This window comes from Streptomyces sp. SM18, from assembly GCF_002910775.2.
GTDB classification, from domain to species: Bacteria; Actinomycetota; Actinomycetes; order Streptomycetales; family Streptomycetaceae; genus Streptomyces; species Streptomyces halstedii.
Genome location: NZ_CP029342.1, coordinates 1,415,492 through 1,436,624 on the forward strand (window position 1 = coordinate 1,415,492; position 21,133 = coordinate 1,436,624).

The window sequence follows — 21,133 nt, forward strand, 5'->3', positions numbered from 1 at the left end:
ACGCGGCGGCGCGCGGAATTCTGTCCGCCCGGGGTCAGCCCGCGTACGGGTCGGGCACGTCTCCGGACCGGGCCAGGAAGGTGAAGTCGCATCCCGTGTCGGCCTGGGTGATCTGGTCCTGGTAGAGGGCGCCGTAGCCGCGGCCGTAGCGGGCGGGCGGCTCGGTCCACGCGGCCTTGCGGGCCTCCAGTTCCTCGTCGGTGACGTCGAGGTGGAGCCGCCGCGCCTCGACGTCGAGGGTGATGAGGTCGCCGGTGCGGACCAGGGCGAGCGGTCCGCCGACGAAGGACTCGGGGGCGACGTGCAGCACACAGGCCCCGTAACTGGTGCCGCTCATCCGGGCGTCGGAGATCCGCACCATGTCCCGTACGCCCCGCTTCAGCAGGTAGTCCGGGATCGGCAGCATGCCGTACTCGGGCATGCCCGGCCCGCCCTTGGGGCCGGCGTTGCGCAGGACCAGCACATGGTCCGGGGTGAGGGCCAGGGCCGGGTCGTTGATGGTGCGCTGCATCTCCTGGTAGTCGTCGAAGACGACCGCGGGTCCGGTGTGGCGCAGCAGGTGGGGTTCGGCGGCGATGTGCTTGATGACGGCGCCGTCGGGGCAGAGGTTGCCGCGCAGCACCGCCACGCCGCCCTCCTCGGCCAGCGGGTCGTCCCGCTCCCGGATGACGTCGGCGTCGTGCACCAGCGCCCCGTCGAGCTGTTCGCGCATCGTGGTGTGCGCGACGGTGGGGCGGTCCAGGTGCAGGACGTCGGTGAGCCGTGCCAGGAATCCGGGCAGCCCGCCGGCGAAGTGGAAGTCCTCCATCAGGTACTTCCCGCCGGGGCGGAGGTTGGCGAGGACGGGGACGGTGCGGGCGATCCGGTCGAAGTCGTCCAGGGTGAGCTTCACCCCGGAGCGGCCGGCCATCGCGATGAGGTGGATGACGGCGTTGGTGGAGCCGCCGAGCGCCAGGACCGTGGCGACGGCGTCCTCGTAGGCCTCGGCGGTGAGGATCCGCGACAACGTCAGCTGCTGCCAGACCAGTTCGACGATCCGGAGGCCGGACCGCGCGGCCATCCGGTCGTGTCCGGAGTCGACGGCCGGGATGGAGGAGGCGCCGGGCACGGTGACGCCGAGGGCTTCGGCGGCGGCCGTCAGGGTGGAGGCGGTGCCCATCGTCATGCAGTGGCCCGGCGAGCGGGCGAGCCCGTTCTCCAGTTCGCCCATCTCGCAGTCGCCGATGAGTCCGGCCCGCTTGTCGTCCCAGTACTTCCACATGTCCGTGCCGGAGCCCAGGACCTCGTTGCGCCAGTGGCCGGGCAGCATCGGCCCGGCGGGCACGAAGACCGTCGGCAGGTCCACCGTGGCGGCGCCCATCAGCAGCGCGGGCGTCGACTTGTCGCAGCCGCCCAGCAGCACGGCCCCGTCGACCGGGTAGGAGCGCAGCAGCTCCTCGGTCTCCATGGCCAGCATGTTGCGGTAGAGCATGGGGGTCGGCTTCTGGAAGGTCTCCGAGAGGGTGGAGACCGGGAACTCCAGCGGGAATCCGCCCGCCTGCCAGACTCCCCGCTTGACGGCCTGGGCACGGTCGCGCAGGTGGACGTGGCAGGGGTTGATGTCGGACCAGGTGTTGAGGATCGCGATGACCGGCTTGCCCAGGTGCTCCTCGGGGAGGTAGCCGAGCTGGCGGGTCCTGGCCCGGTGGCTGAACGAGCGCAGCCCGTCCGTGCCGTACCACTGGTGGCTGCGCAGCTCCTCGGGGGCGATGCGGCGGCCCGTGCCCTCGGTCATATGGACCACCCGGCGACCTGCTCGGCGACCTCGGCGCGCTGCGCCTCGGGCAGCACCCGGCTCGGGGCGCGGACGTCTCGGCGGCACAGGCCGAGCGAGGCCAGGCCCTCCTTGACGACCGTCACGTTGTTGGCGGACTGCCGGTCGGCGCGCAGTTCCTCGAAGCGGCGGATCTGCTCCCAGACCTTCATGGCAGCCGGGTAGTCGCCGGCCCGCAGCGCCTCCAGCATGGCCATCGAGACCCCGGGGGCGACGTTGACCAGACCGGAGGTGAAGCCGGTGGCGCCGCCGGCGAAGTAGGAGGGGGCGTACAGCTCGGCGAGTCCAGCGACCCAGGTGAACCGCTCCAGGCCGGCGTCCCGGGCGAACGCGCCGAAGCGGGCGGCGTCCGGGACGGAGTACTTCGCGCCGATGACGTTGGGGCAGTGGTCGGCCAGCTCCGCGAGCCGGTCGCCGGTGAGCAGCGGGTTGCGGATGTAGGGGACGACGCCGAGTCCGGGGACGGCCTCGGCGATGGCCCGGTGGTAGTCGATCCAGCCGTCCTGCGAGACGTAGGGGTGCACCGGCTGGTGCACCATCACCATCTCGGCCCCGGCGTCCCGGGCGTGCTCGGCGGCGGCCACGGCGGTGGGCACGTCGTGCCCCACCCCCACCAGGACGGTGGCCCGGCCGGCGACCTCCTCGATGGTCAGCTCGGTGACGGTGCGCCGCTCGTCGGGGGTGAGCGCGTAGAACTCCCCGGTGTTGCCGTTGGGGGTGACGATGCGGACACCGCCGTCGAGGAGCCGGCGCAGCAGGGCGCGGTACACCGCGGTGTCGATGCTCCCGTCCTCGGCGAACGGGGTCACCGGGATCGCCACAACGTCTGCGAGGGCCGCCTTGAGCGGGGAGAGGTCCATGCGGACTGGCCTTTCGTCGAGGTGCTGGTGGTTCAGGTCCAGCGGGTGGTTCACGCCGTGTCACCCCCGTCTTCGTCGTCGGGGAACGCGCGGCGTACGAACGATGCGATGTGGTCGTGCAGAGCCCCGGCGGCGGCCTCCGCGTCGGCGCCGAGCGCGAGGGCGAGGATCTCCCGGTGCTCGGCCGCCTCGCGCTCCCAGGACGGGTTGGCCGACCAGGCGACGGTCGAGACGAGTGCGGCCTGGTCGCGGATCTCGTCGAGCATCCGGGCCAGCAGGGGGTTCCCGCAGGGCAGGTACAGCGCCCGGTGGAAGTCCCGGTTGGCCAGCGACCGGTCGGCCTTGTCGACCGCCGAGTCGGCCCGTTCCAGGGCTTCCTGGGCCGCTTCGAGGGAGGCCTCGCGGGTGATGGAACGGCGCAGCGCCTCCGGTTCCAGGAGGAGGCGGACGTCGTACACCTCGCGGGCCATGGCCGCGTCCACCAGCCGTACGGTGGCGCCCTTGTACTGGCTCATGACCACCAGCCCGGTGCCCGCGAGCGTCTTCAGTGCCTCGCGCACCGGCGTCTTCGACACCCCGAACCGCGCGGCGAGTTCGGTCTCGACGAGCGCCTGTCCCGGTCTCAGCTGCGCGGTGAGGATCGCGTGCTTGATCGCCTCCAGCACGTACTGGGTCCGGGAAGGGATCGGGGCGGGCGCAAAGGTCATGGGTGAAGGGCTCTCGCATCTCGCGTATCGCGTCTCATATATGACGTACGAAGTACGACGCGATGAAGCTAGAGCCGTCCTGAATGTTTCGTCAACGCTTCTGACAAAAGATGTTCGGATGACTTCGCCGGGGACCTCGATAGGTACGGCACCGGACCGCGCCTACGGCATCCGCCGGATGTCCGGAGGTGTCCTCAGTGGCCAGCATGTCCTGGAAGGCGCCCTCTTGAGGGGGTGCGCGGGGCGGCGGAGGCGGTCGTGCGGGTGCGGGAGGTGGCGGGCGACCGCACGGCGGTGCTCTGCCTGACGGGGGTGCTCGTCTCGGGGTTCGGCACGTCCGCGATGTGGCTCACCGCCGGGATCTGGATGAAGTCGCTGACCGGGTCGGACTCCCTGGCGGCGCTGACGGTGTTCGCCCTGTGGGCGCCGGTCCTGGCCGGTCCGGCGCTCGGGGCCCTCGCCGACCGGCTGCCGCGCGGGCCCCTGCTGGTCGGGGTGAACCTGCTGCTGGCGGGGCTGCTGGCGGCGCTCCCGCTGACGGGGCCCGCCCTGCGGGTGCCGGCCCTGTTCGCCGTGCTGTTCGTCTACGGGGCCGGGGGTGTCGTGCTGGACGCGGCGGAGGCGGCGGTCGTCGCCGGGGCGGTCGAGGACCGGTTGCTGGGCGACTTCAACGGGCTGCGGACGACGGTCAACGAGGGCGTGAAGCTGGTCGCCCCGGCAACCGGGGCCGCGCTGTTCGCCCGGTTCGGCGCGGGTCCGGTGCTGGTGCTGGACGCGCTGAGCTTCGTGCTGGCCGCGCTGGTCTTCGCCCGGCTGCGCGTCACCGCACCGGCCCCCGCGCCCTCCCGGCGGGGCGGTACGGCGGCGGGCCTGCGCCGGCTGCGCGAGTCCCCGGCGCTGCGGCCCCTGGTGTACGCGGGGGCGCTGACGATGCTGCTCGCGGGGCTCAACGGCGCGGCGGTGTACGCGGTCGTGGACGAGGTGCTGGCCCGCTCGCCCGCGTACGCCGGGGTGTTGTACGCGGCACAGGGCGCGGGTTCCGTCCTGGTCGGGACGACGGCCGGACCGCTGCTGCGGCGGCTGGGGGAACGGCGCTTCGCGGCGGCCGGGATCGCCGTGTTCGCGGCGGCGGTGGGCGTACGGGCACTGTCCGGCGGCAGCGGCGCGGTGGCCGTGGGGGCGAGCGTGGCGATCGGCGCCGGGCTGCCCTGTGTGCTGATCGCGGCGCTGACGGCGGTGCAGCGGGAGACACCGGACCGGGTGCTGGGCCGTACGGTCGCGGCGGCCCACACCCTGCTCATGGCGCCGAACGCGGTGGCCCTGGCGGTCGGCGCGGGGCTGCTCACGGCGGTGGACGTCCGGCCGCTGCTCGGGGCGGCGGCCGTGGCGGGACTGCTGGTCGCGGCCCGGCTGAACGGGCGGTGGCGGAACCGGAGGGCCGGGCAGGTGCCCGCCCGGCCGTCCGGTTCCCGGTGAGCGGCTCCGCCGCCGGGCTCAGGCGCGGCTCACCCGGCGACGCGGGCAAGGGCGCGCGCGACGGCGGCCAGGTCCGGCCCGGAGGCCAGGCCCGCGTGGTACAGGCGCAGTTCACCGGCGCCGAGCGAGCGGGCGTGCGCCGCGTCCCGTTCCAGGGTGGCGGGGCTGCCGCCCATGCCGGTGACCACACCGAAGTTGGCGGCCAGCACCCCGCCGCGCCCGGCGAACGGCCCGAGGACCGCCTCCCGTACGGCGTCGGCGCCGGTGCACGGCAGCACCACCCCGTCCGCCGTGGCGAGGATGTGCGCGGGGTCCACCCCGGCGTTGGCCCCGGTGCGGTACGAGGCGGGGTCGGCGTGCAGCAGGACCTGGAAGTCCGGGGCGGGTGCCGCGCCCCGCACGGCGGTGACGGCCTCCTCCTGGAGCCTGCGGGCCGCCTGGTCGCGCCACCGGCGGGTGGCGTCGGCCGTCTCCGCGCCGAGCAGTTCCCGTACACCGGACCAGCCCGAGGCGTCGGAGCCCCGCCCGGCCCAGACCGGTTCCAGGGCGCCGCGCACGGCCGCGGCCAGGTGCTCCGCGTCCAGGCCGGTCCCGGCGTACCCGGCACGGCAGCCGGGGCAGAAGCACAGGGACATCAGGTACTGGGCGGCGTCCCCGAGGCCGACCCCGGAGGTCTTGTCGTGGGCGTGCAGATGAGCGAAGCCGTACCAGCCGCAGGACTCCAGCTCGGTCCCCGAGGCCCCGGGGCGTACGGCGGCCTCGGCGGCCAGGTCCACCAGGTAGGCGCGCACGGCGTCCTGGGCAACGCAGGGCGCCCAGGGGTAACGGTCACCGTAGGCGTTGACCACCGAGGTCTCCGGATGCTCGGCGCCCAGCCGGGAGTTGTGCGCGAGCACCACCCAGGTGTGCACCTGAAGTCCGGCGGCAGCCAGCGCCCCGGCCGCCTCGGCGTACGGGTCGTCGCCGGGCATCCAGGTCTGGGGGTACGGGCGCAGCGCCCGGCCGTCCCAGCGCGCGGGGTCGGGCGGGTAGAGCACCGCGGCGTGCTCCGCGGTGACGATCCGGTGGCCGGGGTGACGTGGGGTCAGGGCGCGGGTGGAGTGGTAGGCGGAGGCCAGGGTGACCTGCTGGACGCCGAGGTCCACGAGGCGGGCGGCGGCGTCCGGGTCGCCGACGACGTCCCAGGGGTAGACGAAGGCGGAGGCTTTCACGCGCGCTCCCCCGTCCGGTGCTTCTCCAGCAGGGCGCGGCCCGTCGCGATGAGCGCGGCCAGCTCCTCGATGTGGGCGGCCGGGGGTTCGGTGAGCGGGGTGCGCACGGTGCCGACGTCCAGCCCGCCGAGCCGGACGCCTGCCTTGACCAGCGACACCGCGTAGCCGCGGCCCTTGGCCCGCAGTTCGACGAGCGGCCGGTAGAAGTGGTCCAGCAGCGCGTCGGTCAGCTCCGCCTCGCCAAAGGAGAGGGCCCGGTAGAACGCCAGGGCGATGTCCGGGGCGAAGGCGAAGACGGCGGAGGAGTAGAGCGTGACGCCGATGCCCCGGTAGGCGAGGCCGGTGAGTTCGGCGGTGGGCAGCCCGTTGAAGTACAGGAAGTCCGCGTCGGGCGCTCCGGTGCGCACGGCGCCGAGGACGCGCTGCATCAGGTCGAGGTCCCCGTAGCCGTCCTTGAGCCCGACGATGCCGGGGGTCCTCGCGAGGGCGAGCACGGTCTCGGGGGTGAAGACGGCGTTGTCCCGCTGGTAGACGATCGTCTCCAGCCGGGTGGCGGCGGCGAGCGCGGTGTAGTGGGCCAGCAGTCCCCGCTGGTCGGCCACCACGAGGTAGGGGGGCATGGCGAGCAGCCCGTCCGCGCCCGCCTCCTCGGCGAGCCGCGCGAACTGGACCGCGAGCGCGGTGCCGTAGCCGGCGCCCGCGACGACCGGCACCGCTCCCGCCGTCTCCTCGACCGCGGCGGCGACCACGAGCCGGAACTCCTGCGGGGTCAGCGCGTGGAACTCCCCGGTGCCGCAGCAGGCGAAGACGGCGGCGGCACCGGCGTCCACCCCGGCCCGGACATGGGCGCGGAAGGTCTTGAGGTCCACGCCGCCGTCCGGCCCGTAGGCGGTGACGGGGAAGAAGAGCGGCCCGGCGACGGCGGTGAGCCGGGCGGCGAGGGGGGCTGGGGTCACGGGCGCTCCCTGGACAGGGTCCTGCGTCAACGGTTCGATCGTGCACAAGTCTGATCAGTGTCCATACTCATGAACACGGTCACGCTAAGGCAGCCGTGCGGCGCCGGTCAAGACGGGGGAGACCGGGCCGGACGGGAAACAGCTCCGGCCGGGCCACACTTGACGCGATCCGCCGGGACTTCTTAGCTTGTCCACGCATGTGAATGTCAGCCACGCATCTGGCGCACCGCGCAGAGCCGTGTCATGTCCGCGTGCCCCGCGTACCGTGCATCCCGCACCCCGCCGCGCCCCCGGCCCACCACCGCCGTCCCCGCGTTCCGCGCCCCGTCCCTGCCCCCTGTCCCCGCCCCTGCCCCTGCCCCTCACCGAGGAGATCCGTATGCCCGCTCCCCGTACCGTCCTGCTCACCGGCGCCGCCGGCGGCCTCGGCACCCTGATGCGGGGACTGCTTCCCGCGTACGGCTACGAGTTGCGTCTCTTCGACCTCGCCCCCGTCGAGGGCGAACCGGACGCGGTCGTCGCCGACCTCCGCGACCGGGACGCCGTGCGCGAGGCGGTGCGCGGGGTCGACGCGATCATCCACCTCGCGGGCATCTCGCTGGAAGCCCCGTTCGACGCGATCCTGCGCGCCAACATCGAGGGCACGTACAACCTGTACGAGGCGGCGCGCGAGGAAGGGGTGGGGCGGATCGTATTCGCCTCCTCCAACCACGCCATCGGCTACACCCCCCGCCCCGAGGACGGCGATCCGCTGATCCCGGTCTCCACCCCGCACCGCCCCGACACCTTCTACGGCCTGTCCAAGGCCTTCGGCGAGGACCTGGCCCAGCTCTACTGGGACAAGCACGGGGTGGAGACCGTCTCCGTGCGCATCGGCTCCTGCTTCATGGAGCCGACCTCCGTGCGGATGCTCTCGGTGTGGATGAGCCCCGGCGACGGCGCGCGCCTCTTCCACGCGGCGCTGACCGCCGAGGACGTGGCGCACACGGTCGTCTACGGCTCCTCGGCCAACACCCGTCTGTGGTGGGACCTGACGTCGGCCCGCGCGCTGGGGTACGAACCCCAGGACGACTCCGAGCAGTACGCGGACGCCCTCGTCGCGGAGCAGGGGGAGCTGGACCCCGACAACCCCGACCACGCCCGCGTCGGCGGCCACTTCGTGACGAACCCGCCGCTCTGGCCGCACTGACCGGACCTGCCGCGCCCGCGCACGCCCCGGCGCCCGGCGTAATTCACGCGACGGGCCGGGCGGCCGGCGGGCACCATGTGCGGCATGCCGAAACCTTCCGGATTCACCTACGAGCGGCACGGCGACGCGAGCGTCACGATCACCCACCACGGCCGTCCCGCGACCACCCTGCGCGGCGCACGGGCGGAGAAGTTCCTGGCCGAGGCCGGCTCGGGCGACGCCCAGCTGGTGATGGCGCGCTGGACGGGCGCGTACAAGCACGGCAACGAGCGGACGGCCCGCGACCACCCGCGCAACCGGCCCCGGGGCCGGGCCTGACGGGCGCGCGCCGACCGGCCCCGCGGCCCGCCGGTGAGGGCGTGCGGCCGTACGGGTCACGCCCCGAAAGGTAAGGGAACGGCAAAGCCGGGTCGTTCGTTACCCCGGACATGACCGCAATGACCCCCGGCTCGAACATCCCTCTCTCCGCCGCCCGTGTGGCGGTGGACGTCGCCGCCCCGGTGCGGCTCGACGTATCGGGCCTGCTGCTCACCGCCGACGGCAAGGTGCGCTCCGACGACGACTTCATCTTCTACAACCAGCCCTCGGGCCCCGGCGTGACCTACCGCGCGGGCGGCGGCTCCGCGCCGGACGCGATCGTGGTGGACACCGCGGCCGTCCCGGCCGGCATCGAGAAGGTGGTCGTCACCGCGAGCCCCGACGCCGCAGGCCAGACCTTCCAGGGCATCGAGCCCACCGCCACCGTGCGCGACGCGGACGACGGCAGGGCGCTCGCCACGTTCACCCCGCCCCAGCTGGGCAGTGAGACGGCACTGCTGGTCATCGAGGTCTACCGGCGCAACGGCGCCTGGAAGGCCCGCGCCGTCGGCCAGGGATACGCGAACGGACTGGCGGGCATCGCCACGGACTTCGGTGTCTCGGTCGAGGAGCCGGCGCCCGCCGCCGCACCGGCCGCCCAGGCACCGGTGCCGCCCGCCCCGCCCGCGCCGCCCGCCCCGCCGACCGCCGCGCCCCTGGACCCGCGGATCGCCCCGCCCGTCCCCCCGGCCCCGCCCGCTTCCCCGGCGGCCGCCCCCGCCGCCGCCGGCCGTGTCAACCTCGACAAGGGCAGGGTCAGCCTCCAGAAGAACCAGACCGTGTCGCTGGTCAAGGGCGGCCGTCCGCTGCTCTCCCAGGTGAAGATGGGCCTGGGCTGGGAGCCCGCGTTCCGCGGCAAGGACATCGACCTGGACGCGTCGGTGATCGCCTACGGCCCCGACCGCGGCCACCTGGACAGCTGCTACTTCGGCAAGCTCTCCATCCTGAACGGCGCGATCAAGCACTCCGGCGACAACCTCACCGGTGAGGGCGCGGGCGACGACGAGGTGATCGTCGTCGACCTGGGCCGGATCCCGCCCGAGGCGACGGGCCTGGTCTTCACGGTCAACTCGTTCACCGGGCAGAAGTTCACCGAGGTCGCCAAGGCCTACTGCCGGCTGCTCGACGCGACCACCGGCGAGGAGCTGGTCCGCTTCGACCTGACGGGCGCGGAGCCGCAGACCGGCGTGATGATGGCCAAGCTGATCAAGCAGTTCTCCGGCGAGTGGGAGATGACCGCCATGGGCGAGTTCGTGAAGTCACGGACCGTCCGCGGCATGGTGAAGCCCGCCGCGAAGTCCCTGTAGCGGCCTGCCGGCACCCCGGCCGCCGGGGCACGACTGGCGGCCCCCGGAACATCTTCCGGGGGCCGAGGTCGCGTGCGCGGCGTCCCACCCGACCCATGGCACGGGCCGCGCCCCTGGGGGGCGTAGTTCGCGGGACCGTTCGTACGGACACGGCCTCGGCGGGACGGCGCCTCAGAGCTTGGTCAGCTTGGAGTACGGGCTCAGAATCCTCCCCTGGCGCCCCGAGAAGTCGATGAGCACTGCGTCGTTGTCGCCCTCGACGGCAAGGACTCGGCCGAGTCCGAACTGGTCGTGCGACACCCGGTCGCCCACATCGAAGCACTCGACCGGTGGGGCCGCCTGGGCCGGGCGGTTGAAGGGACTGGAAGGCAGGTGACGCCGGGATCCGGCTGACTGTTTCATTACCCTCAAGTATGCGCCCTGGGGGCGCCCGACGCCATGCCCGTCCCTTCCGGGGCGGCAGTCGTGCCGCATTCGTCACCGGCCCGGTCCACGGACGACCCTCGCCCCCGCCCGCCCCCGGCGCCGGTCGCGGCCCGCGACACCCCACCGGCAAGTCCCCCCGAAGGTGTGGCGGTTCCCCGCGTCCGGGAGCCGCACCCCCGCCACCCGGCACGGCCGACGTCGAGATCCGGCCAGGTGATCACGGGATGCCGGTTTGATGAATTGCAAAATTATGCAACTTCCTACATCCTGGGGGCCAGACCGTACCCCCGCTCGGGACGACGGTCCCGACCCCGTCGAGGAGGAGACCGCGTGGCCGTTCCGCTGTACCAGGCGAAGGCGGAGTTCTTCCGGATGCTCGGCCACCCCGTGCGCATCCGGGTCCTGGAGCTGCTCCAGGACGGGCCGATGCCCGTGCGGGACCTGCTGGCGGAGATCGAGATCGAGCCCGCCGCGCTGTCCCAGCAGCTCGCGGTGTTGCGCCGCTCGGGGATCGTCACCTCCGTCCGTGAGGGATCGACGGTCGTGTACGAGCTGGCCGGCGGGGACGTGGCCGAGCTGATGCGCGCGGCCCGGCGGATCCTGACCGAGATGCTGGCCGGGCGCAACGAGCTGCTGGCCGAGCTGCGGGAATCCGAGGTCTCCGGACAGTGAGCCATCTGCTGGCCGGGGCCGCCGCACGGGCGCGTTCCCTGCTGCCGACGCGCGCCGATCTGGCGATGACGCGCCGCGATCCCAAGCGGGACCTGCTGGCCGGGATCACCGTGGCGATCGTCGCCCTGCCGCTCGCCCTCGGGTTCGGCGTCTCCTCCGGGCTGGGCGCCGAGGCGGGGCTGGCCACCGCCGTCGTCGCGGGGGCGCTCGCGGCCGTCTTCGGCGGATCGAACCTCCAGGTCTCCGGCCCCACCGGTGCGATGACGGTGGTCCTGGTGCCGATCGTGGCCCGCCACGGCGCCGGCGGGGTCCTCATGGTCGGGCTGATGGCCGGGGTGATCCTGCTCGGCCTGGCCCTGGCGCGGGCGGGCCGCTACATGTCGTACATCCCCGCCTCGGTGGTGGAGGGCTTCACCCTCGGCATCGCCCTGGTGATCGGGCTCCAGCAGGTGCCCGACGCGCTGGGGGTGGCCAAGCCCGAGGGGGACAAGGTCCTGGTGGTGGCCTGGCGCGCGGTGGAGGCGTTCGCACGGGCACCGGACTGGACCGCCGTGGCGCTGGCCGGATCCGTGGCGGCGGTGATGCTGGCGGGCGCCAGGTGGCGGCCGACCGTGCCCTTCTCCATCCTCGCCGTGATCGCGGCCACCCTGGTCAACGGCCTCTGCCATCTGGACGCCACCCCGATCGGGGACCTTCCGGCGGGGCTGCCCGCCCCCTCGCTCGGCTTCGTCGACCCGTCCGCGCTGGGTACGCTGCTCGCCCCCGCCGTCGCGGTGGCGGCCCTGGCGGCCCTGGAGTCGCTGCTGTCCGCGCAGGTCGCCGACGGCATGACGGTGGGGCAGAAGCACGACCCGGACCGGGAGCTGTTCGGGCAGGGCCTCGCCAACATCGCCGCCCCCCTGTTCGGCGGTGTTCCGGCGACGGGGGCGATCGCCCGTACGGCGGTCAACGTCCGTACCGGCGCCTCCTCCCGGCTCGCCGCGCTGGTCCACGCCGCGATCCTCGCCGCCATCGTGTTCGCGGCGGCGCCGCTGGTCTCCAGGATTCCGCTGGCCGCGCTGGCGGGTGTCCTGATCGCCACCGCCGTACGGATGATCGAGTTCGGGGCCGTACGCGCCATGGCCAGGTCCACCGGCGCGGACGCCGTCGTCCTGGTCCTGACCGCCGTCGCCACGCTCGCGCTCGACCTGGTGTACGCGGTCGTCATCGGCCTGGTCGTCGCCGGGGCGCTCGCCCTGCGCGCGGTGGCCCGGCAGACCACCTTCAACCAGGTGGACCTCCGCCCCGACCTGCCGGGTGAGCACAGCGACGAGGAACACGCCCTGCTCGCCGAGCACATCGTCGCCTACCGCATCGACGGCCCCCTCTTCTTCGCCGCCGCGCACCGCTTCCTGCTGGAGCTGTCCGAGGTCGCCGACGTCCGGGTCGTGATCCTGCGCATGTCGCGGGTGACGACCATGGACGCCACCGGCGCCCTGGTGCTCAAGGACGTGGTCGAGAAGCTGAACCGGCGCGGTATCGCCGTGCTGGCCTCCGGGATCCGTCCCGGTCAGCGCCGGGTCCTGGACTCCACCGGCGCGCTCGGCCTGTCGCGGGCCGAGAACAGGGAGTACGCCACCACCCCCGAAGCGATCGCCGGGGCCCGCCGCCATCTCGAACACGCGGGCGTTCTGCGTCCCCCGTCACCCTCCCGGAAGGCCACCCGATGATCATCTCGCCCGCGCGCCCGAGGGCCCCCGAGCCGCCCACCGCCGGGGCCCGTCGTGAGCGCACCCGGCGCACCCGATGACGGCCCAGCTGGGAGCCCTGCCGCTCCGGCACGTCCTGACGCTCCCCACCATGGGTTCGGCCGTACGCCTGGCCCGCCGGACGACCGAGACGGTCCTCCTGGAATGGGGCATCCCCCGGCACCACCCGAGCATCGACCCGGCCCTGCTGATCCTGTCCGAGCTGGTCACCAACAGCGTCCGCCACGCGGCCGAGCTGTCCGAGTCGGTGACCGTGGTCTACGCGGCCGGGCCGGACACCTTCGCGTTCGCCGTCCACGACCGGCATCCCCACCTCCCCGCGCTGCACTCGGTGGAGACCCTGGGCGCGGGCGGCGGGCTCGCCACGGTCATGGAACTCACCCTCTCCCTGGGCGGCACCGCCGTCGTCCGCCCAGACGCCGACGGGCAGGGCAAGAGCGTCTGGGTCACTCTCCCGCTGTAGCCGGCCGGACGGGGCGGACGAACCCCGGCCCCGGCCCGTCGAGCCCCGCCCCGTCCGCCCCCGTCCGGTTTCCGTCCCGCGCGGTCCGCCCCGGGCCGGCCGCTCAGGCCTTCTGCCGCGACCGCGCCTTGAAGGCGGCCTTGCGGGCGTCCTTCGCCGTCTTGCGGTCGCGGTGCAGGCGGCCCATGGCCTCCAGCACCTCGGCCGTCGCCGGGTGGTCCACCCGCCAGGCCTCGTCGAAGAAGCCGGTGTGCTGGCCGCTGAGCCCTTCGACCAGCTCCTGGAGCTCGTCGATCTCCCCGTCGGCGTCCAACTGGGCCGCGATGGTGTCGACGGCGAGCCAGAAGATCATCGACTCCGGGGGCGCCGGCACGTCGGCCGCGCCGCGCTCCACGAGCCAGACCCGGGCCAGCCCGCCGAGTTCGGGGTCGTCCAGCACCGCGCGCACCGCGGGTTCCGCCTCGGGGCCCACCGAGGCGAGCGCCTGCTGGCAGTGCAGCCGCCGCAGCGGCGCGCCCCGGTCCGCCCCGCGCGCGGCGCTCAGCAGGTCGGCGGCGGCGGACGCCGCTTGGTCCGCGCCCCGGTGTCCGAGCCACAGCACGACCTCGGAACGGGCCGCGTCCTCCGGGTAGTAGGCGATGCCGTCGAGGAGTACGTCGGCGCCCTTGTCGGCGAGGTCACCGACCGCGGGGGCGTCGACTCCGGCCTCCAGCATCCGCTCCCGGACGCCGTAGAGGCCGAGGGGGGTCAGTCGCACCATGCCGTAGCGGGTGACGTCCTCGTCGTCCTGCTCGGAGCCGGGCTCCTCGTCGCCGGTCAGCAACGTCTCGTCCACCGGCCGGTATTCGACGATCCCGATGGGTTCGAGGACCCGGAACTGCTCGTCGAGCCGCATCATCGCCTCGGACACCTCCTCCAGGACGTCGTCGGTGGGCTCGTCCATGTCCTCCGGCACGACGACGGACGCGGCCAGCGCGGGCAGCGGCACGGGGCCCTCCTGCGGGCCGGCCTCGGAGACCGTCAGCAGGTAGAGGTTGCCGAGCACCCCGTCCAGGAACTCCGCCTCGGCCTCCGGGTCCCAGTCCAGGGCGTCGAAGTCCACGCTGCCGTCCTCGTTGACGAGATCGGCGAAGTCGTCGAAGGCCGGCGCGGTGGCGTCCGCGTGTACGGCGTCCAGGCCGTCGAGCCAGATCCCGAGGACGTCCTCGGGGGAACCCCCGGTCAGCAGGGCCAGGTTCTCGCCCGCGGTGACGGTGCCGCCGTCCTCGTCACCGTCACCGAGGCCGTCCTCGTCCTGCGGGTCCTGGACGTCGACCAGCCCGGTGTCGACCGCGAGGCGCCAGGCCTCGCTGGCGTACGCGGCGCCGTCCTCGTCCCCGGCGAGACCGAGGTGTTCGGCGGCCGCGGGGAGCTGCGACTCGGCGAGCTCGCCGCCGGCGCCGACCCGGGTGGCGGGGCCCGCCCAGCGGGCGAGGCGGGCGGCGCGGGCGAGCAGCGGAGCGGCCAGCGCGTCCCGTGCCAACTCGGCCTCGGTGTGCAGCCGCACCGGCGGCAGGGAGGGGCGCTCTGCGGACATCAGGGGTTCTCCTCGGGGCGGTACTCAGGGGTGAGCGGGGCGGCCCACGGCGGCGGGGAGGGCCCGTCGCTCACGGAGTCCGGTCGGGCCGCCGCCGCACCAGCGTAGACGCATTTCGTCCCGAGCCGCCCGGTTCTTGCCGGACCGGTGCCCTCCGGGGCGTTCGGGCACCGGAGACCGCTCCTGACCGGGTGTGCGCCGCCGGTTCCCGGGCGCCGGCCGCTCCTGGACCCGCGGGGCGCGGGGCGGCGTCGCGCACACCCGGGAGCCGGCCCGGGACCACGCGGAGCACCGCGTCGCGGACGGGTCCGCCCCGGGACGGCCGCGCTGTCGGTGGATGCTATTTTCGCCGGTACGCCGCCGGGCGGCGGGCCCGTGTCCGGCGTCTCCCGTACGCCAAAAACCGCAGCCGCAGGAGGCGCGACCCCGTGACCAGCCGTCTCGTCCTCGTCTCGCCCGCCACGAGCGCGGCACTGCGGCAGGCGCGCTTCGACGCCGACGGACCGGTCGACGCGGCCGGAGCGGTTCAGGCCCGTGCGGCGGCCGCCGCCCTGCCCCGGGCCGCCCGCGTCGCCGTGTCGCCCGGCGCGCGGTGCCACGGTACGGCCGCCGAACTCGGGCTGGGTGCCGGGGACTTCGCCGCGCCGGCCGCCCTGGACGTGGGCCGCTGGCGCGGGCGCACCCTCGACGAGGTCACCGCCGCCGAACCGGAGGCGGTGGGCCGCTGGCTCACCGACCCGGCCTCCGCGCCGCACGGCGGGGAGACGGTACGGGATCTGTGCGTACGGGTCGGCGCCTGGCTGGACACCGTAGGCCGGAGCGACGGCCGCACGCTCGCCGTGGTCGAACCGGAGGTCGTACGGGCAGCGGTCCTCCACGCGCTGGGGCTGCCCGCGACGGTCTTCTGGCGGCTGGACGTGCCGCCGCTGACCGCGACGGAGCTGAGCGGGCGGGCCGGTCGCTGGAACCTGCGGCTGGGGCGCCCGCTCGTGGGGCCGCCCGCGCCCCCGGCGGCCGGCTGACGACCGGCCACCGCCCACCGGCGGTCGGTGGTCTCCGCGCCGGACGGACGAGAAGCCCCTCGGTGGATCCGCGGGGGCCTCTCGTCCGGACGTACGCGTCGTCCCGGAGAACTCAGCGCGCGGCCGGGACCGCGCCTCCGGACCCGGACGGGACGGCCTTCGGACGGAGCAGCCGTTCGGCCAGTTCGCCGAGGAAGAGGCCGAGTGCGCCCCACAGCACGGTCTGGATGGCCAGTGCGGAGAGCCGGAACCGCCACAGCAGGGTGGCCGGGAAGTCGTCCGGCACCTCGTTGATCACCGGCAGGAACGCGTAGGCGAGCCCGACCGCGACGGCGAAGGCGGCCACGGCGGCGACGGTCGCGTACCAGGTGCCCAGCGCGGGGGCGAGCCGCTTGCCGAGGAGGATGGCGGCGATCGCGAGGAGCACGCTGAGCACCATCATCAGGAAGTACAGCGTGGTGCGCTTGCCGATGGTGTCGGGGTCACCGACCGCCGGCGGGTTGACCGGGTACTTCAGGTACGGCACGACGTACACGGCCAGCAGGGCGCAGCCGGACAGCAGCAGGGCGGTCGCCCGGGGGCCGAAGCGTCCGATGCGCCCGAGCGCGAAGCAGAAGGCGAGTGCGGCGATGCCGCCGAAGGCCACCCCGTAGACCAGGATGCCGGTGGCGAGTCCGGCCGTGGACTGGAGGGAGCGCGAGACGACTTCCTCCTCGTCGTGCCCGCCGGCGTCCGCGCCCGCGTCTCCGTGCGTGTGCGTGTGGGCGTGGGCTTCCTCCAGGCCGATGGCGCTGTCGACGTTCGGTTCCCCGAGGAAGTAGGCGACGACCAGGGCGAGCACCCCGGCGGCCAGGCCGGCGAGCATGCCGCGTACGAGGAGGTTTCTTACCGTTGCGGAGTTCATGATGTGCGGCGTCCCTCGCGTCAGTGGCAGGGGAAGCCGAGCAGGTGGCGGGCGTCGTGCACCCACTCGTGGACACCCGTGCCGCTGAACACGGAGGTGGCGCCCTGCTCGGCGCCGACGAAGTACAGAAGGATCAGCATCAGGATGCCGAAGAAGACCGCCCAGGGTGCTATCGCCTTCAGCGGCAGCGCGGCGGGAACGAATGGATCGGTGGCGGTCGGCTGAGCGACGTGCTGCGCCATGGCAAGGCCTCCTGAGGGAGTTCGCGTCCCGTATCGGTGGTGCACAGGGACGACGGCCACGGGTCTGACTCACGAGGCGCCCCGGGGGCCTCGTACACAGTGGCGCGACCGTACCGGATTCCCACCGGTTTCCGTCTCGCCGTCGTCATATCGGGATGACGGTACCGCGTGACGGGTGCATGGCCAAGACCGTGCCGTACGGCGTGATCTTCCTCTCCCGCCGGGCGCCCGGGGCCTCGCGTACGCCCTCGTCAGCGGCGGGTCGCCCGGCCGGGGCACCCGGATCAGGTGGCCGGCCGGTCGCGCCCGTGAGGCCGTCAGGTCCGACCGCCCGTCGCGCCCGTCACTCCGGAAGCGCGGTACGCCAGGCGGTGGTGTTCAACTCGTCCATCAGGCGCAGGTCGTGGCCCTCCAGCGGGAACACCCGCACGCCCGCGTCGGGGGCGGCGGCGATCTCCAGCGCGTCCCCCTCGATCAGGTCGCCGCCCTCCTGGGTGGACACCCAGGCGAGGATCGACCGGACCGTCCCGCCGGGCTTCAGCACGACCTGCTCCGGCCCCTGGTCCTGGCCGAACATCGACCCGCCCGGGTTCACCGGGACGGGGATCCGCCCGCCGTCCTCACCGAGGGCCCGGACGGCGGGGTAGCCGTCCACCCGGTAGGGCGCGGTGCCGCAGTTGGTGAGGGTGAGGACGACGGCGCGGTGGAACATCGCCGTCTGTACGGGGCCCATCGAGACGCTCACCCCGGAGGCGGGGCAGTCCCCGGCGGGCGCGGTGGTGGACGGGCCGCCCCGCGCGGGCGTGGTGTCCGGCGCGGCGGGCAGGGTGGGTGGCAGGGTCTCGGCCCGGACGCTGCCGGGCGGCCCGGACGCCCGCGCGGGGCTCTCCGAGGGACCGGGTTCACCCTCCCCCGCCGGGACGAGGAACCCGGCGCAGCCCGTGAGCGTGAGCGCGCCGGTCGCGCACAGGAGTGCCGTGATCGTGTTCCGTACCCGCATCGCCGTGTACCCCACCCCTGGAACGAACAGCCGCCGGACCTCTGGCACGCGCGGCCGTCACCCCGCTCAGCCGCTCGCCTGTTCGATCATGCCAGACGCGGTACCACCCGCCGGGCCCACTGTTCAGCGTCTCTTGCCCGTCACCCCAAGCAGATCTAAGTGGACCCGCGCGGTTCCGCCGCCGAGACTGCGGACATGACAGCGACAGCCCGGACCCCCGGGCCCTTCGGCCGCGCGCTCTGCGCCATGATCACACCGTTCACCCCCGCCGGTGACCTGGACCTGGAGGCCGCTCGCGGGCACGCCCGCCGGCTGGTCGCGGACGGCTGCGACGGGCTGGTGCTGAGCGGCACCACGGGCGAGTCGCCCACCACCACCGACGCGGAGAAGACCGCGCTGCTGCGGGCGGTCCGCGAGGCGGTCGGTGAGGGTGTCCCGCTCGTCGCCGGGGTGGGCAGCGCCGACACCCGGCACACGGTCCGCCTCGCCCAGGACGCCGAGGCGGCGGGCGCGGACGGCCTGCTGGTGGTGACCCCGTACTACAGCCGGCCCCCGCAGGCGGCGGTCGAGGCCCACGTCCTGCGGGTCGCGGAGGCCACCGGGGTCCCGCTCATGCTGTACGACATCCCCGGCCGCACCGGCACCCGGATCGAGCCGGACACGCTGCTGCGGCTGGCGGAACATCCGCGCGTCGTGGCGGTCAAGGACTGTTCCTACGACCTGTTCGCGGCGACGAAGGTGATGGCGCGGACCAGGCTGGCCTACTACTCGGGGTGCGAGGAGCTGAACCTCCCGCTGTACGCCCTGGGCGGCGCCGGGTATGTGAGCACGGTCGCCAATGTGGCGCCCCGTGCGATGCGCGCGGCGCTCGACGCGTTCGACGCCGGTGACACCGTGGAGGCGGCCCGTCTGAACGGGCTGACGAACCCTCTGGTGGAGGCGGTGATGGGCGCCGGTCTGCCGGGCACCGTCACGGTGAAGGCGCTGCTGGACATCGGCCCGGTCCGCGAACCGCTGCTGCCCGCCGACCGTGCGACGGTCGGCGGGCTGCGCCGGGTCTACGAGGAACTCCTCGCCGCTGAGGGTTAGTTGTGGCTGTGCAGGATGTCGTTGAGCCCGTCCCAGACCGCGTTGTTGGGGCGGGCCTCGACCGCGCCGGTCACCGAGTTGCGGCGGAAGAGGATGTTCGAGGCGCCGGAGAGCTCCCGGGCCTTGACGACCTGTCCGTCCGGCATGGTGACACGGGTGCCGGCCGTGACGTACAGCCCCGCCTCGACGACGCACTCGTCGCCGAGCGCGATCCCGATCCCGGCCTCGGCGCCGATCAGGCAGCGCTGCCCGATGACGATGCGCTCCTTGCCGCCGCCGGAGAGCGTGCCCATGGTGGAGGCGCCGCCGCCGATGTCGGAGCCGTCGCCGACGACGACACCCGCAGAGATCCGGCCCTCGACCATGGAGGTGCCGAGGGTGCCCGCGTTGAAGTTCACGAAGCCCTCGTGCATCACGGTGGTCCCGGCCGCCAGGTGCGCGCCGAGCCTGACCCGGTCGGCGTCCGCGATCCGTACACCCTTGGGCGCCACGTAGTCCGTCATCCGGGGGAACTTGTCCACCGAGGTGACCTGAAGGTGCAGCCCCTCGGCGCGGGCGTTGAGCCGGACCTTCTCCAGGTCCTCGACCGCGACGGGGCCCAGCGAGGTCCAGGCGACGTTGGCGAGGAAGCCGAAGATGCCGTCGAGGTTCTGGCCGTGCGGCTGGACCAGCCGGTGCGAGAGCAGGTGCAGCCGCAGGTAGGCGTCGTGCGCGTCGAGCGGCTTGTCGTCCAGCGAGGAGATGACCGTGGACACGGCGACGATCTCGACGCCCCGGCGCGCGTCCACCCCGAGGGCCTTCGCCGCGCCGGCCCCGAGCCGGTTCACCGCCTCCTCGGGGGACAGCCGCTGTGTCCCGGCCGGGCCGGGTTCGGCGGTCAGCTCGGGGGCGGGGAACCAGGTGTCGAGGACGGTGCCGTCACCGGCGATGGTGGCGAGGCCGGCGGCGACGGCGCCGGTGGTGCGGGCGGAGCCCTGGGAAGTCGTGTCGGTCATGCACGCAACCTAACCGTCCGGGGCCCGCTCAGGCGAACCGGTCTCGCCGTCCGAACCGGTGCCGCGCGGGTGTCGGGACCGGTGCCACCACCGGTGCCGCGCGGGTGTCCGGACCGGTGCCGCCCCGGCTCCCCGCCCCGGGCCACCGCCGGGTCACCGGCCCGCGCCCGCCCGCCCCCGCCGGCACCGGCCCCGCCCGTCACCGGGCGCCGGACCCGCGCACGATCCTCGCCAGCATCTCCCGGGCGTAGGCGGCGTCGAACTCGCCTCCGGTGAGCAGGACTTGAAGGCTGATGCCGTCCAGGAGGGCGACGAGCGCGCGTGCGGTCGCGGGGTCGGTGCGGCGGGCGAGCAGTTCGCCCACCCCGTCGGTCCACTCCGCCGCGACGGGGCGCAGGGCGGGGCGGCGCAGCGCGGCGAGGTACAGCTCGTACTCCAGCTCGATCGCCTGGCGTTCGCCCGTGAACCACTCCCCCAGCAGCCGGGTCAGCTCATCGGCCAGGTCCGTGCCGGGATCGTCCAGGCGCCCGCTCTCCCGCACGGCGCGGGCGAAGTTCTCGTTGCACCGGCGCAGGGCGGCGACGAGCAGTTCGTCGAGTGAGGCGAAGTGGTACGTCGTGGAGCCCAGGGGCACATCGGCCTCGGCCGCGACCGTGCGGTGGCTGAGCCCGTCGATGCCCCGGTCCGCGACGACGCGGAGGGCGGCCCCGATGATGCGGTCGCGCCGTCCGGGGTCGTACCGGCGGGCCATCAGTGCGCTCCGCCGAGGTTGAGCACCACCACGCCCGCGATGATCAGTGCGACGCCGAGCAGTTTGGCGGGGCCGGCCGACTCGCCCATCCACAGGATCCCGATGAGGGCGACGGCCGCGGTGCCCACTCCGGCCCAGATCGCGTAGGCCGTGCCGATGGACAGGGTCTTGAGGGTCTGGGCCAGCAGCGCGAACGCCAGGACGTAGCCCACGACCGTGACGAGGGAGGGCCACAGCCGGGAGAAGCCCTCGCTGTACTTCATGGCCGTCGTCGCGGTCACCTCTGCCGCGATCGCCGCGGCCAGCAGTCCGTATCCCATGGGTACGAGCGTACACATCGTTGTGTACGACCGTACACAAGGTCGGGAC

Annotated in this window: 22 protein-coding genes and 1 riboswitch; of the genes, 9 read left to right on the forward strand and 13 right to left on the reverse strand. The window is 74.0% G+C overall.

The genetic code is table 11. The features are described from left to right. Window positions 1–34: 34 nt before the first annotated feature. From araD to B9S64_RS06255, 3 genes are read right to left on the reverse strand one after another with little or no spacing between them, the layout of a single operon-like run. Window positions 35–1,774, reverse strand: a complete 1,740-nt coding sequence (gene araD / locus B9S64_RS06245; RefSeq protein WP_103491352.1) for an L-arabinonate dehydratase — start codon at window positions 1,772–1,774, stop codon at window positions 35–37. After that, window positions 1,771–2,673, reverse strand: a complete 903-nt coding sequence (locus B9S64_RS06250) for a dihydrodipicolinate synthase family protein (protein WP_103491359.1) — start codon at window positions 2,671–2,673, stop codon at window positions 1,771–1,773. The genes araD and B9S64_RS06250 overlap by 4 nt, the downstream gene beginning before the upstream one ends. Before the next feature lie 50 nt (window positions 2,674–2,723). Then, entirely contained in the window at window positions 2,724–3,380 is a 657-nt protein-coding gene (locus tag B9S64_RS06255) for a GntR family transcriptional regulator (RefSeq protein ID WP_103491351.1), read from the reverse strand. Window positions 3,381–3,638: 258 nt separating this feature from the next. On the opposite strand from B9S64_RS06255, the gene B9S64_RS06260 reads away from it, so the two are divergent. After that, on the forward strand, window positions 3,639–4,856 hold the full coding sequence (locus tag B9S64_RS06260; RefSeq protein ID WP_258317520.1) for an MFS transporter: 1,218 nt from the start codon (window positions 3,639–3,641) through the stop codon (window positions 4,854–4,856). 29 nt (window positions 4,857–4,885) lie between these two features. Here B9S64_RS06260 and B9S64_RS06265 read toward each other — a convergent pair whose 3' ends face one another. Both B9S64_RS06265 and B9S64_RS06270 read right to left on the reverse strand, forming a co-directional pair. Further along, a complete protein-coding gene (locus B9S64_RS06265) occupies window positions 4,886–6,067 on the reverse strand; it encodes a hypothetical protein (RefSeq protein ID WP_103505181.1) in 1,182 nt (393 codons plus the stop codon). After that, window positions 6,064–7,023, reverse strand: coding sequence for a 5-dehydro-4-deoxyglucarate dehydratase (locus B9S64_RS06270; protein ID WP_103489487.1), 960 nt, complete (start codon window positions 7,021–7,023; stop codon window positions 6,064–6,066). The genes B9S64_RS06265 and B9S64_RS06270 overlap by 4 nt, the downstream gene beginning before the upstream one ends. A 379-nt stretch (window positions 7,024–7,402) precedes the next feature. On the opposite strand from B9S64_RS06270, the gene B9S64_RS06275 reads away from it, so the two are divergent. The 3 genes from B9S64_RS06275 (at window position 7,403) to B9S64_RS06285 (ending at window position 9,876) form a co-directional block, all read left to right on the forward strand. Beyond that, window positions 7,403–8,212 carry an NAD(P)-dependent oxidoreductase gene (locus B9S64_RS06275; RefSeq protein ID WP_103489488.1) on the forward strand — a complete coding sequence of 270 codons (810 nt, stop codon included), beginning with the start codon at window positions 7,403–7,405 and terminating at the stop codon, window positions 8,210–8,212. Between the two features lie 84 nt (window positions 8,213–8,296). Then, window positions 8,297–8,530: a hypothetical protein gene (locus B9S64_RS06280; RefSeq protein ID WP_103489489.1), complete on the forward strand. Its 234-nt coding sequence runs from the start codon at window positions 8,297–8,299 to the stop codon at window positions 8,528–8,530. Between the two features lie 110 nt (window positions 8,531–8,640). Next, a complete protein-coding gene (locus B9S64_RS06285; protein WP_181387620.1) occupies window positions 8,641–9,876 on the forward strand; it encodes a TerD family protein in 1,236 nt (411 codons plus the stop codon). 171 nt (window positions 9,877–10,047) lie between these two features. On the opposite strand, the gene B9S64_RS34125 is transcribed toward B9S64_RS06285, so the two are convergent. After that, window positions 10,048–10,278 carry a hypothetical protein gene (locus tag B9S64_RS34125; protein ID WP_014156926.1) on the reverse strand — a complete coding sequence of 77 codons (231 nt, stop codon included), beginning with the start codon at window positions 10,276–10,278 and terminating at the stop codon, window positions 10,048–10,050. Between the two features lie 354 nt (window positions 10,279–10,632). On the opposite strand from B9S64_RS34125, the gene B9S64_RS06290 reads away from it, so the two are divergent. The 3 genes from B9S64_RS06290 (at window position 10,633) to B9S64_RS06300 (ending at window position 13,185) form a co-directional block, all read left to right on the forward strand. Continuing rightward, complete coding sequence (locus B9S64_RS06290) at window positions 10,633–10,974, forward strand: metalloregulator ArsR/SmtB family transcription factor (protein WP_103488724.1); 342 nt, start codon at window positions 10,633–10,635, stop codon at window positions 10,972–10,974. A 65-nt stretch (window positions 10,975–11,039) separates the two neighbouring features. After that, window positions 11,040–12,683, forward strand: a complete 1,644-nt coding sequence (locus tag B9S64_RS06295) for a SulP family inorganic anion transporter (protein WP_103488726.1) — start codon at window positions 11,040–11,042, stop codon at window positions 12,681–12,683. Between the two features lie 76 nt (window positions 12,684–12,759). Continuing rightward, complete coding sequence (locus B9S64_RS06300; protein ID WP_103488725.1) at window positions 12,760–13,185, forward strand: anti-sigma regulatory factor; 426 nt, start codon at window positions 12,760–12,762, stop codon at window positions 13,183–13,185. A gap of 103 nt (window positions 13,186–13,288) precedes the next feature. On the opposite strand, the gene B9S64_RS06305 is transcribed toward B9S64_RS06300, so the two are convergent. Continuing rightward, the gene (locus B9S64_RS06305) at window positions 13,289–14,761 is read right to left on the reverse strand and encodes a hypothetical protein (RefSeq protein ID WP_109491988.1); all 1,473 of its coding nucleotides are present in this window, start codon (window positions 14,759–14,761) and stop codon (window positions 13,289–13,291) included. Between the two features lie 428 nt (window positions 14,762–15,189). Between B9S64_RS06305 and B9S64_RS06310 the strand changes: the two genes are divergently transcribed. Continuing rightward, window positions 15,190–15,783, forward strand: coding sequence for a histidine phosphatase family protein (locus tag B9S64_RS06310; RefSeq protein ID WP_109491989.1), 594 nt, complete (start codon window positions 15,190–15,192; stop codon window positions 15,781–15,783). Between the two features lie 112 nt (window positions 15,784–15,895). Here the strand turns inward: B9S64_RS06310 and B9S64_RS06315 are convergent, their stop codons facing one another. The 3 genes from B9S64_RS06315 to B9S64_RS06325 form a co-directional block, all read right to left on the reverse strand. Continuing rightward, window positions 15,896–16,687 (reverse strand): CbtA family protein, encoded by a 792-nt coding sequence (locus B9S64_RS06315; RefSeq protein WP_103488651.1) that lies wholly within the window; start codon window positions 16,685–16,687, stop codon window positions 15,896–15,898. 20 nt (window positions 16,688–16,707) lie between these two features. Further along, window positions 16,708–16,929 carry a CbtB-domain containing protein gene (locus B9S64_RS06320; RefSeq protein ID WP_028440342.1) on the reverse strand — a complete coding sequence of 74 codons (222 nt, stop codon included), beginning with the start codon at window positions 16,927–16,929 and terminating at the stop codon, window positions 16,708–16,710. A 36-nt stretch (window positions 16,930–16,965) separates the two neighbouring features. After that, window positions 16,966–17,113: riboswitch (cobalamin riboswitch) on the reverse strand. 159 nt (window positions 17,114–17,272) lie between these two features. After that, window positions 17,273–17,929, reverse strand: a complete 657-nt coding sequence (locus B9S64_RS06325) for a DUF4232 domain-containing protein (RefSeq protein WP_103488650.1) — start codon at window positions 17,927–17,929, stop codon at window positions 17,273–17,275. A 195-nt stretch (window positions 17,930–18,124) separates the two neighbouring features. Between B9S64_RS06325 and dapA the strand changes: the two genes are divergently transcribed. Beyond that, window positions 18,125–19,018: a 4-hydroxy-tetrahydrodipicolinate synthase gene (gene dapA / locus B9S64_RS06330; protein WP_103488649.1), complete on the forward strand. Its 894-nt coding sequence runs from the start codon at window positions 18,125–18,127 to the stop codon at window positions 19,016–19,018. On the opposite strand, the gene dapD is transcribed toward dapA, so the two are convergent. From dapD to B9S64_RS06345, 3 genes are all read right to left on the reverse strand, one after another. Next, window positions 19,015–20,013 (reverse strand): 2,3,4,5-tetrahydropyridine-2,6-dicarboxylate N-succinyltransferase, encoded by a 999-nt coding sequence (dapD, locus tag B9S64_RS06335; protein WP_103488648.1) that lies wholly within the window; start codon window positions 20,011–20,013, stop codon window positions 19,015–19,017. The two genes, dapA and dapD, sit on opposite strands and share 4 nt — an antisense overlap. Window positions 20,014–20,212: 199 nt before the next feature. Next, window positions 20,213–20,764: a TetR/AcrR family transcriptional regulator gene (locus B9S64_RS06340; protein WP_103489334.1), complete on the reverse strand. Its 552-nt coding sequence runs from the start codon at window positions 20,762–20,764 to the stop codon at window positions 20,213–20,215. Continuing rightward, complete coding sequence (locus B9S64_RS06345; protein ID WP_103489333.1) at window positions 20,764–21,084, reverse strand: multidrug efflux SMR transporter; 321 nt, start codon at window positions 21,082–21,084, stop codon at window positions 20,764–20,766. The genes B9S64_RS06340 and B9S64_RS06345 overlap by 1 nt, the downstream gene beginning before the upstream one ends. Window positions 21,085–21,133 lie beyond the last annotated feature (49 nt).

Coding starts and splice junctions, on each gene's coding strand:
- dapD (WP_103488648.1), bottom strand. CDS start 20,013: ATGACCGACACGACTTCCCAGGGCTCCGCCCGCACCACCGGCGCCGTC.
- B9S64_RS06280 (WP_103489489.1), top strand. CDS start 8,297: ATGCCGAAACCTTCCGGATTCACCTACGAGCGGCACGGCGACGCGAGC.
- B9S64_RS06285 (WP_181387620.1), top strand. CDS start 8,641: ATGACCGCAATGACCCCCGGCTCGAACATCCCTCTCTCCGCCGCCCGT.
- B9S64_RS06300 (WP_103488725.1), top strand. CDS start 12,760: ATGACGGCCCAGCTGGGAGCCCTGCCGCTCCGGCACGTCCTGACGCTC.
- B9S64_RS06325 (WP_103488650.1), bottom strand. CDS start 17,929: ATGCGGGTACGGAACACGATCACGGCACTCCTGTGCGCGACCGGCGCG.
- dapA (WP_103488649.1), top strand. CDS start 18,125: ATGACAGCGACAGCCCGGACCCCCGGGCCCTTCGGCCGCGCGCTCTGC.
- B9S64_RS06255 (WP_103491351.1), bottom strand. CDS start 3,380: ATGACCTTTGCGCCCGCCCCGATCCCTTCCCGGACCCAGTACGTGCTG.
- B9S64_RS34125 (WP_014156926.1), bottom strand. CDS start 10,278: ATGAAACAGTCAGCCGGATCCCGGCGTCACCTGCCTTCCAGTCCCTTC.
- B9S64_RS06305 (WP_109491988.1), bottom strand. CDS start 14,761: ATGTCCGCAGAGCGCCCCTCCCTGCCGCCGGTGCGGCTGCACACCGAG.
- B9S64_RS06320 (WP_028440342.1), bottom strand. CDS start 16,929: ATGGCGCAGCACGTCGCTCAGCCGACCGCCACCGATCCATTCGTTCCC.
- B9S64_RS06340 (WP_103489334.1), bottom strand. CDS start 20,764: ATGGCCCGCCGGTACGACCCCGGACGGCGCGACCGCATCATCGGGGCC.
- B9S64_RS06345 (WP_103489333.1), bottom strand. CDS start 21,084: ATGGGATACGGACTGCTGGCCGCGGCGATCGCGGCAGAGGTGACCGCG.
- B9S64_RS06315 (WP_103488651.1), bottom strand. CDS start 16,687: ATGAACTCCGCAACGGTAAGAAACCTCCTCGTACGCGGCATGCTCGCC.
- B9S64_RS06250 (WP_103491359.1), bottom strand. CDS start 2,673: ATGGACCTCTCCCCGCTCAAGGCGGCCCTCGCAGACGTTGTGGCGATC.
- B9S64_RS06275 (WP_103489488.1), top strand. CDS start 7,403: ATGCCCGCTCCCCGTACCGTCCTGCTCACCGGCGCCGCCGGCGGCCTC.
- araD (WP_103491352.1), bottom strand. CDS start 1,774: ATGACCGAGGGCACGGGCCGCCGCATCGCCCCCGAGGAGCTGCGCAGC.
- B9S64_RS06295 (WP_103488726.1), top strand. CDS start 11,040: ATGACGCGCCGCGATCCCAAGCGGGACCTGCTGGCCGGGATCACCGTG.